The following is a 7,907-nucleotide window of genomic DNA, read 5'->3' as shown; positions in this document are numbered from 1 at the left end:
GAAGCCGTCAGGCTCACAAAGCGGGTGGGTCAGTATTGAATGGAAATCTAGGGTCAGAGGTCGGCGGAATCCAACAGGACGCGCGCAATTTCCGTTCCGTTTGGCGCTTCATAGTGAATATTTCCCCTCCCGCCTCCGATGGGGGGCATCTCTATTTCTCCCAATAAATTACCAAGGCTATCAAAAAAGGAAACGCTGTTTTTTGCGTTTACCCAAATGTAGTCAAAAGAAATGCTCGAAACTGGATACTTAAGATCCATTGCTACGATATTTTCAATTGAGCTAAATCCTTGTCCGAGCCACAATCCTGCGCTACCAAATCCTAGCGCACTGACTATTGGAACGCCGGAAATGTTTTTTACCGTAAAGTTGTCAAACTCCAATGCCTCTCCAGCATTGATATTGACTTTCTTGTCATCGAAATTTTGGGTGGAGTCAAAAAATCCGCTAACTCTGACCGATGACGAATTGCCGGCATCATCAACAAAAAAAGTGCGCACGATATGGCCTTGATCGAAGCTGTCAAGGCGTACAACTCCAGAATCAATATCTTGGCTGGTAAGCTGGTGGATTTTTTGCTTTCCGGAAATTTCGATAATCAGTTTTTCTCCTATTTTTCTGATTCCGGAATCGATGCCGATATCGATTTCGATCGAATCTCCGTCTCTGCTGGCCGATCTCGGCGCCTCTGGCGCAATGGAGTCGATTTTCACTGGTTGCATCGAAATACTTTCAAATCCACTCGAATTGCTTGTGCGGGTTTGAATTTCCCAATCTGCTGTGTGGCTGTTGGGGTCGACAAACAACCACCTGCCGCCTTCCAGCATCACGATGTCAGACCAGGTGTTCCCGCCGTCCGTAGAAATCTGCACCGTCTGGTCAGCCGCCAGCGGCTCGCTCAGGGTTCCCCGAATGAGGCGCCCGGCGCTCCCGTCATTGGTCAGGAAGTCGTCGTTCTTGAAGCCACTGTCCTTGCCGATGCTGGTCACCAGCGCCGTTGGCAAATGCGTGTCGACGGTGAAGTCGATCTTCTCGCCGGGCGCGCTCGCGTTGCCTGCGGCATCAACGGCCACGTGGCTGAAGCTGTGCGCGCCATCGGCCAGCGGCGCCTTCGGCGTGAACGACCATTCACCCGAGTCGTTGGCGAGCACGCGGTCGATTTCCACACCGTTGTCATAGACGATCACGGTCGCATGGGGTTCGGTCTGGCCGCTGAAGGTCGGTGTGTTGTCATCGGTGGTGCCACCGCTGGTGATGGGCCCAGTCACCTTGCCGGCATCGTCCGTCAACGTGGCTTGACCATGTGCTGGCGCCACCGTGTCCACCACGAAGTTCCAGGCGCTGCTGGCATCGCTGGCCCGTCATCAGGCGCCCCGCGCTGCCGTCGTTGGTGGTGTGGTCGTCGGCGTTCATGCCGCTGTCCTTGCCGATGCCCGAGACGGTGGGGGTCTGCGTGGGCGCCAGGGTGTCGACCTCGAAGTGCCAGCCGTTGCTCGCGTCGCCGGTCTGGCCCACGGGGCCGGTGGCCGTGGCGGTGATGTGGTGCGCACCCTCGCTCAGGTTGTCTTTGGGCGTGAACGCCCAGGTGCCGTCGGCGCCGGTCTGGGTGGTGCCCAGGACGGTGGTGCCGTCGTGGAACGTCACGGTATGGCCGGGCTGGGCCGTGCCGTGCAGGGTCGGCCGGGCGTCGTTGGTGACCTCGCCGGGGGCCAGCATGTGGGGCACGCCCACGTCGTCGTAGACGTGCTCGATCACCGGGGGCGCCGGCTTGCTGGTGTCGATGGTCACCTGGTAGCGCCCCGTCGGCGCTGTCTCGTTGCCCGCCGCGTCCTTCTCCACGAGCGTGAAGGTATTCAGGCCCGCGGCCAGTGGCGAGATGACCTGCAGCGACCACTGGCCGTTGTCGCCGACGACGGCTTCGCCCAGCGCATGGGTGCCGGTGCTGTCCCGGACCATCACCGTGACGGTGTGGCCGGGCTGGCCGGTGCTCGTGCCGGTGAGCAACGGGCGCGTGTCGTCGGTGGTCTTGCCGGCGGCCACGTTGCCGGTGATGCCGCCCGCGGTGTCGAGGACGCCGGTGATGGACAGCTTGCTGGCGTTGGGTGGCGTGACGTCGATCTCGAAATTGAACGGGCCCGAAGGTTCGCTCTCGTTGCCGGCGGGGTCGCGCGCCACGATGGTGATGGCGTGGTGGCCTTCACTCATGTCGGTCGACGGCGTGAAGGCCCATTGGCCGTCTTCGTCCACGACGGTCTGGCCGATCTCGACGCCGTGGTCCCTGATGAGGATGGTGTCGCCCGGCGTGCCCTGGCCCTGGAACTCGGGTTGGCGGTCGTCCGTGACGCCGCCGGAGGCGAGGGTGCCCATGATGTCGCCTGCGTCGTCGATGACGCTGTCCATGGTGGGCGGCTGTGGTGCGAAGACCTGTGCGCGTGCTGTCTGATCGATGCTCGGGCTGTTGTCGATGAAGACGTTTGCCTTTTTGGATGCCATGCAGTTCCTGTGCTCTGAAAGGGGAAAGAAAGATCGGATCGGGCAGCGAATTCACGCTGCTCGATCCGGCGGCCCGGGCGTCAGGAACTCTAGGAAGAACAGGGGAGCGGAACCATCGGACGGGTCCGATAAAAGCCAGGGCGAGCGATGCGGACGCGAGCGCGCCCTTCGCGCATCGGCGAAGCAGAAAGTCTTCGGTGAAAGCCGCCGCGCGAGAACCGGCGGCGGAGGGGCTCAGCGCGCGGCGCGGATCGCCGACTTGGGCCGGAAGGCCTTGCAGACCGTGTCGTCGGTCTCGAGGTAGGGCCCGCCGATCAGGTCGATGCAGTAGGGCACGGCGGCGAAGATGCCGGGCACGACCTGTGTGCCGTCGGCGTCCTTCAGCCCTTCGAGCGTCTCGGCGATCGACTTGGGCTGGCCCGGCAGGTTGATGATGAGGCTCTGGTCGCGGATGACGGCCACCTGCCGCGAGAGGATGGCGGTCGGCACGAAGCGCAGGCTGATCTGGCGCATCTGTTCGCCGAAGCCGGGCATTTCCTTGTGGGCCACGGCCAGCGTGGCCTCGGGCGTGACGTCGCGCAGCGCGGGGCCGGTGCCGCCGGTGGTGAGCACCAGCGAGCAGCCGGCATCGACCAGCTCGATGAGCGTGGCGCTGATGCGGTCGGCCTCGTCGGGGATCAGGCGGGCTTCGAATTCGAGGGGGTTCTTCAGCGCGCGGCCCAGCCAGTCCTTGAGCGCGGGCAGGCCCTTGTCTTCGTAGGTGCCGCTGGAGGCGCGGTCGCTGATGGAGACGATGCCGATGCGCACCGCGTCGAAGCCGCCGTCGCTCATGCGTCTTCTTCCCGGTCTTGCGCCGCAGCCGCTTCGGCGTGATCGTCGCCGCCGTGCACCGCGAGTTGCGCACGCACGAGCTGGAAGATCTCGCGGTAGGCCTTGCCCTGGCGCGGTGCTTCGCCGGCGGGGCCGGACTTCAGGTCCTTGCGGGCCTGGCGCACGAGGGCGCGCAGCTGCTGGGAGTCGGTGGCGGGGTGGGTTTCGATCCAGCCGCCGAGGGCGTCGTCGTCGGCGATCAGGCGTTCGCGCCAGCGCTCGGCCTCGTGCAGCGCGGCGGCTTCGGCGGCCGGCACGGTGTTCTGCTCGGTCAGCGCCTGCTTCACGGCCTCGAGCACCTCGGGGTCGAGGGCGCGCATGAGCTTGCCGATGAACTGCATCTGGCGGCGCTTGCCCTCGAAATTGGTGATGCGTTTCGCCTCGGCGATGGCATCGACCAGTTTCTCGCTCAGCGGGAGGGCGTCGAACAGGCCGGCACGCAGGGTGAGCAATTCTTCGCCCAGTTTCTGCAGTTCGGCGCTCTCGCGCTTGAGTTCGGTGCGGCTGGCTTCGTCGGTGCCGCCCTTGAGCTCGCGCTTGAGCTCCAGGTCGAGTTCGCTGCCTTCGGCAACGAAGTGGCCACGGACGAAATAGCCTTTTTTGGGTTTGCGGGACATGGGGTGGATTCTGGGCTGCGCCGTGCGGCGCTGCAACGCGCACAGGGGGCGCGGAAGGGAAAACGTGAAACAGGGGGCGCAAGTATCATAGCCACCACATGACGACATCCTCCTCGCGCGCCGATTCCGGCTTCGCCTACAGCCGCTCCTTCTTCGAAAACCTGGTCGATTCGGCCCTGGCCCACGCCAAAAAGCTCGGGGCCACCGACGCCGGCGCCGAGGCCTCCGAGGGCTGCGGCCTGAGCGTCTCGGTGCGCAAGGGCGAGCTCGAGAACGTCGAGCGCAACCGCGACAAGTCGCTGGGCATCACGGTCTACGTGGGCCACCGCCGCGGCAACGCCAGCACCTCCGACTTTTCCGAGGCGGCCATCGCCCGCACGGTGCAGGCGGCCTACGACATTGCCCGCTTCACGGCCGAAGACCCGGTGAGCGGCCTGCCCGACGAGGAAGACATCGCCAAGGTGCAGCCCGAGCTCGACCTGTTCCATCCCTGGGACGTGACGAGCGAGCAGGCCGCCAAGCTGGCCCTCGAATGCGAGGCGGCAGCCCTTTCCACCGACAAGCGCATCACCAACAGCGAAGGCGCCGGCGTCTCGGCGCAGCAGAGCCACTTCTTCAGCGCCCACACGCACGGCTTTCGCGGCGGCTACGCCAGCTCGCGGCACTCGATTTCGGTGGCCCCCATCGCCGGCAAGGGCGACGACATGCAGCGCGACGCCTGGTACAGCTCGATGCGCTCGGCCGACGAACTGGCCAGCCCGCAGGCCGTGGGCCGCTACGCCGCCGAGCGCGCGCTCAGCCGCCTGAAGTCGCGCAAGATCAAGACCACCGAATGCCCGGTGCTGTTCGAGTCGCCGCTGGCCGTGGGCCTCCTGGGCGGGCTGGTGCAGGCCGTGAGCGGCGGGGCGCTGTACCGCAAGAGCACCTTCCTGCTCGACTCGCTGGGCAAGCCGGTGCTGCCCAAGCACGTCGACGTGGCCGAAGACCCGCACGTGCTGCGCGGCAAGGGCAGCTCGCCCTTCGACGACGAAGGCGTGATCACCCGCGCCCGCAAGGTGGTCGATGCCGGCCGCCTCGAAGGCTACTTTCTCTCGACCTACTCGGCGCGCAAGCTGGGCATGAAGACCACCGGCAACGCCGGCGGCTCGCACAACCTGACGCTGAGCTCGCGCCTCACGAAGCACGGCGACGACCTGGACGCCATGCTCGCCAAGCTCGGCACCGGCCTGTTCGTGATCGAGCTGATGGGGCAGGGCGTGAACTACGTGACCGGCGACTATTCGCGCGGCGCCAGCGGTTTCTGGGTGGAAAACGGCCGCATCGCCTATCCGGTGCAGGAAATCACGATTGCCGGCAATTTGCGTCAGATGCTGATGGGAATTGAAGCGATTGGCGCAGATGCTTACACTTTCGGCGCAAAAACCACGGGGTCGATCCTGGTCAACCGCATGAAGGTGGCGGGCGCCTGACAGGCCCTGCCGCTCGCAACGGCGCTGGCTCGACGACCCCTCCATTCAAGGACAGGGGGACAGGACATGAGCAAACACAGCGCCGTACGCAAGCCGGCCCTCGAACACGAACTGCTGCGTGACCCGCGCCTGGGCTTCGAGCCGGCGGGCAGCAGTTCGGTGCGCTGCCTGCAGCACGGCGTGCCCTGGCCCTTCGACTGCTGGCACTACCACGACGAGTACGAGCTGCAGTGCATCAACCGCACCAGCGGCGATGCCTTCGTCGGCAACCACATCGGCCGCTTCGAGCCCGGCTATGTCGCCCTGGTGGGCGCGCGGCTGCCCCACACCTGGATCTCGCACGACGTGCCGCCCGAGGGCGTGGCCGACCGCAGCATGGTGATCCATTTCCGCGACGCCCCCCTGCGCCAGGGCGTCGACCTGTTCCCCGAGCTGGAGACGGTGCTGCCGATGCTCGACCGCGCCAAGCTGGGCATCGAGTTCTTCGGCATCGGCGACCTCGTGCGCGAGCGCTTCGGGCGCGTGCAGAAGCAAAAGGGCATGGCGCGGCTGTCGGAGTTCATCGGCCTGCTGCACGAGCTCGCGAGCTGGAGCGACTGGCGCCAGATCTCGAGCAACGCCGACCCGAGCGACGAGGACCCCACGGCCAACACCCGCATGCGCCGCGTGCTCGACTACCTGCACGCGCACCTGGCCGAAGAGCTCTCGCTGCCCACCGTGTGCGGCGTCGCCAACATGGCCGAGAGCAGCTTCTCGCGCTACTTCCACAAGCACATGGGCAGCACCTTCACCGACTTCGTCACGCGGCTGCGCATCACCAAGGCCTGCGAGATGCTGCAGGTGTCCGACCGGCTGGTGAGCGACATCTGCTACGAGGTCGGTTTCTCGAACCTCGCGAACTTCAATCGCCGCTTCCTGCAGCTCAAGGGCATGACGCCCTCGGCCTACCGGCAGCAGGCGCAGGAGCGTTTCGGCCTGCGCAGCGCGCAGCACACGCCACTCGCCGCCTGATTGCCGACTGATACGTACTTGCCTCTCGGGCTAAACCCCGAGACGGCTTGGCAGCAAAGTATCAGGTGCCCGGTGGGCATGTAGGAGGCCCTTCGGATCGGCCTCCTAACCTTCGTCTCGTTGCATTTGCCGGCATTTCGCCGGCAATTTGCACGAACAACGAAGGAGACAAGCATGCCGATTCCGCATTCCCACCGTCTGGCCGGCCTCGCGCTCGCGCTGGCCACGCTGGCGCCCGCCGCGCTGGCGCAGGTCTGCAAGGAGGACGTGCGCGTCCTGTCGCAACCGCGCGAAGGCCTGACGCTGCTCGAAAAATCCAAGGACGAGTTCAAGCGCCTGAGCGGCGCCTCGTTCAGCATCGACAACCTCAACGAGAACGACCGCCGCGCCAAGTCGCGCGCCGATGCGTCCACGGTCGGCAAGTACCACGTGTACTACGTCGACGAGGCCAACGTCGCGCAGTTCGTGCAGTCGAAGTGGATCGTGCCGCTCACGCCGTACTACCCGGCCAGCTACGACTACGCCGACTTCGACGCCGGCCGCCAGAAGGTCGCGACCTTCGCCGGCCAGGCCTGGTTCGCGCCCCTCACCGGCGGCGGCGACCTCATGGTCTACCGCAAGGACCTGCTCGAGAAGGCGGGCATCAAGCCGCCGGCCACGCTCGACGAGTTCGTGGCGGCCGTGAAGAAGCTCAACGACCCGGCCAACGGCGTCTACGGCGTGGCGCTGCGCGGCCAGCGCGGCTCGGGCGCCAACGTGTGGCGCTGGATGCCGTTCTTCCGCGGCTACGGCGGCCAGTGGTTCGACGGCGACAAGCCGGTCTTCAACTCGCCCGCCGCCGTGAAGGCGACCCAGACCTACCTCGATCTCTTCAAGTACTCCGCGCCCGGCACCAAGACGGGCGGATGGGACGAATCCACCGGCGCCTTCCTGGCCGGCAAGGTCGCGATCCTGGTCGAATCGACGCCGCTGGCGGGCAACGCGCTCGACCCGAAGATGTCGACCGTGGTCGGCAAGATCGCCTACGCCGTGCCGCCCGCGCCGCTCACCGGCGGCGGCTACGGCCACGGCCTGGCCATCGGCGCGCGCGCCAACAAGACCGAAGAGGCGAAGAAGTGCGCGGGCCTGTTCATCGCGTGGGCCACCTCCAAGGAGAACGAACAGCGCCGCCTGGCGCAAGGCCAGTTCGGCGAACTCAACCGCACCAGCGTGCTCGGCAGCCCCGAGTTCGCCAAGCGCTACGGCGCCGACTTGGGCAAGGCGCTGGCCGACACCGGCAAGGTCACGGCCGTGAACTTCTGGCAAGACCCGGCCTGGCCTGACCTGGGCGACCGCTGGGGGATCATTCTGGAAGAGCTGATCACCGGCTCGCGCACCGATATCCAGGGCGGGCTCGACGAACTCGACGCCTACGCCAAGCAGCTGATCGCGCGTCGCAAGAAGTGAG

General features: G+C 65.6%; 7 protein-coding genes. 3 read left to right on the top strand and 4 right to left on the bottom strand.

The features are described from left to right. Positions 1-53 precede the first annotated feature (53 nt). The 4 genes from AC07O4_RS28070 to yjgA all read right to left on the bottom strand — a co-directional run bounded on the left by AC07O4_RS28070 (position 54) and on the right by yjgA (position 3,980). Positions 54-1,325 carry an Ig-like domain-containing protein gene (locus AC07O4_RS28070; RefSeq protein ID WP_495306242.1) on the bottom strand — a complete coding sequence of 424 codons (1,272 nt, stop codon included), beginning with the start codon at positions 1,323-1,325 and terminating at the stop codon, positions 54-56. Next, on the bottom strand, positions 1,231-2,400 hold the full coding sequence (locus AC07O4_RS28065; RefSeq protein ID WP_495306241.1) for an Ig-like domain-containing protein: 1,170 nt from the start codon (positions 2,398-2,400) through the stop codon (positions 1,231-1,233). The genes AC07O4_RS28070 and AC07O4_RS28065 overlap by 95 nt, the downstream gene beginning before the upstream one ends. 327 nt (positions 2,401-2,727) lie before the next feature. After that, a complete protein-coding gene (gene mog, locus AC07O4_RS28060) occupies positions 2,728-3,324 on the bottom strand; it encodes a molybdopterin adenylyltransferase (protein WP_307588967.1) in 597 nt (198 codons plus the stop codon). Further along, positions 3,321-3,980, bottom strand: a complete 660-nt coding sequence (gene yjgA, locus AC07O4_RS28055) for a ribosome biogenesis factor YjgA (protein ID WP_062476481.1) — start codon at positions 3,978-3,980, stop codon at positions 3,321-3,323. Before yjgA ends, mog begins: the two co-directional genes overlap by 4 nt. Positions 3,981-4,078: 98 nt before the next feature. Here yjgA and pmbA point away from each other — a divergent pair, with 98 nt between their 5' ends. The 3 genes from pmbA to AC07O4_RS28040 all read left to right on the top strand — a co-directional run bounded on the left by pmbA (position 4,079) and on the right by AC07O4_RS28040 (position 7,906). Then, a complete protein-coding gene (gene pmbA / locus AC07O4_RS28050; protein WP_062476484.1) occupies positions 4,079-5,449 on the top strand; it encodes a metalloprotease PmbA in 1,371 nt (456 codons plus the stop codon). A gap of 66 nt (positions 5,450-5,515) precedes the next feature. After that, on the top strand, positions 5,516-6,460 hold the full coding sequence (locus tag AC07O4_RS28045; RefSeq protein ID WP_070063149.1) for a helix-turn-helix domain-containing protein: 945 nt from the start codon (positions 5,516-5,518) through the stop codon (positions 6,458-6,460). 174 nt (positions 6,461-6,634) lie between these two features. Then, positions 6,635-7,906, top strand: coding sequence for an ABC transporter substrate-binding protein (locus AC07O4_RS28040; protein WP_495260256.1), 1,272 nt, complete (start codon positions 6,635-6,637; stop codon positions 7,904-7,906). Position 7,907 lies beyond the last annotated feature (1 nt).

This window comes from Variovorax sp. GW821-FHT09D04 (genome assembly GCF_059416405.1).
The sequence above is the reverse complement of the archived record's forward strand: the minus strand, read 5'-3'. Positions and strand labels throughout refer to the sequence as shown.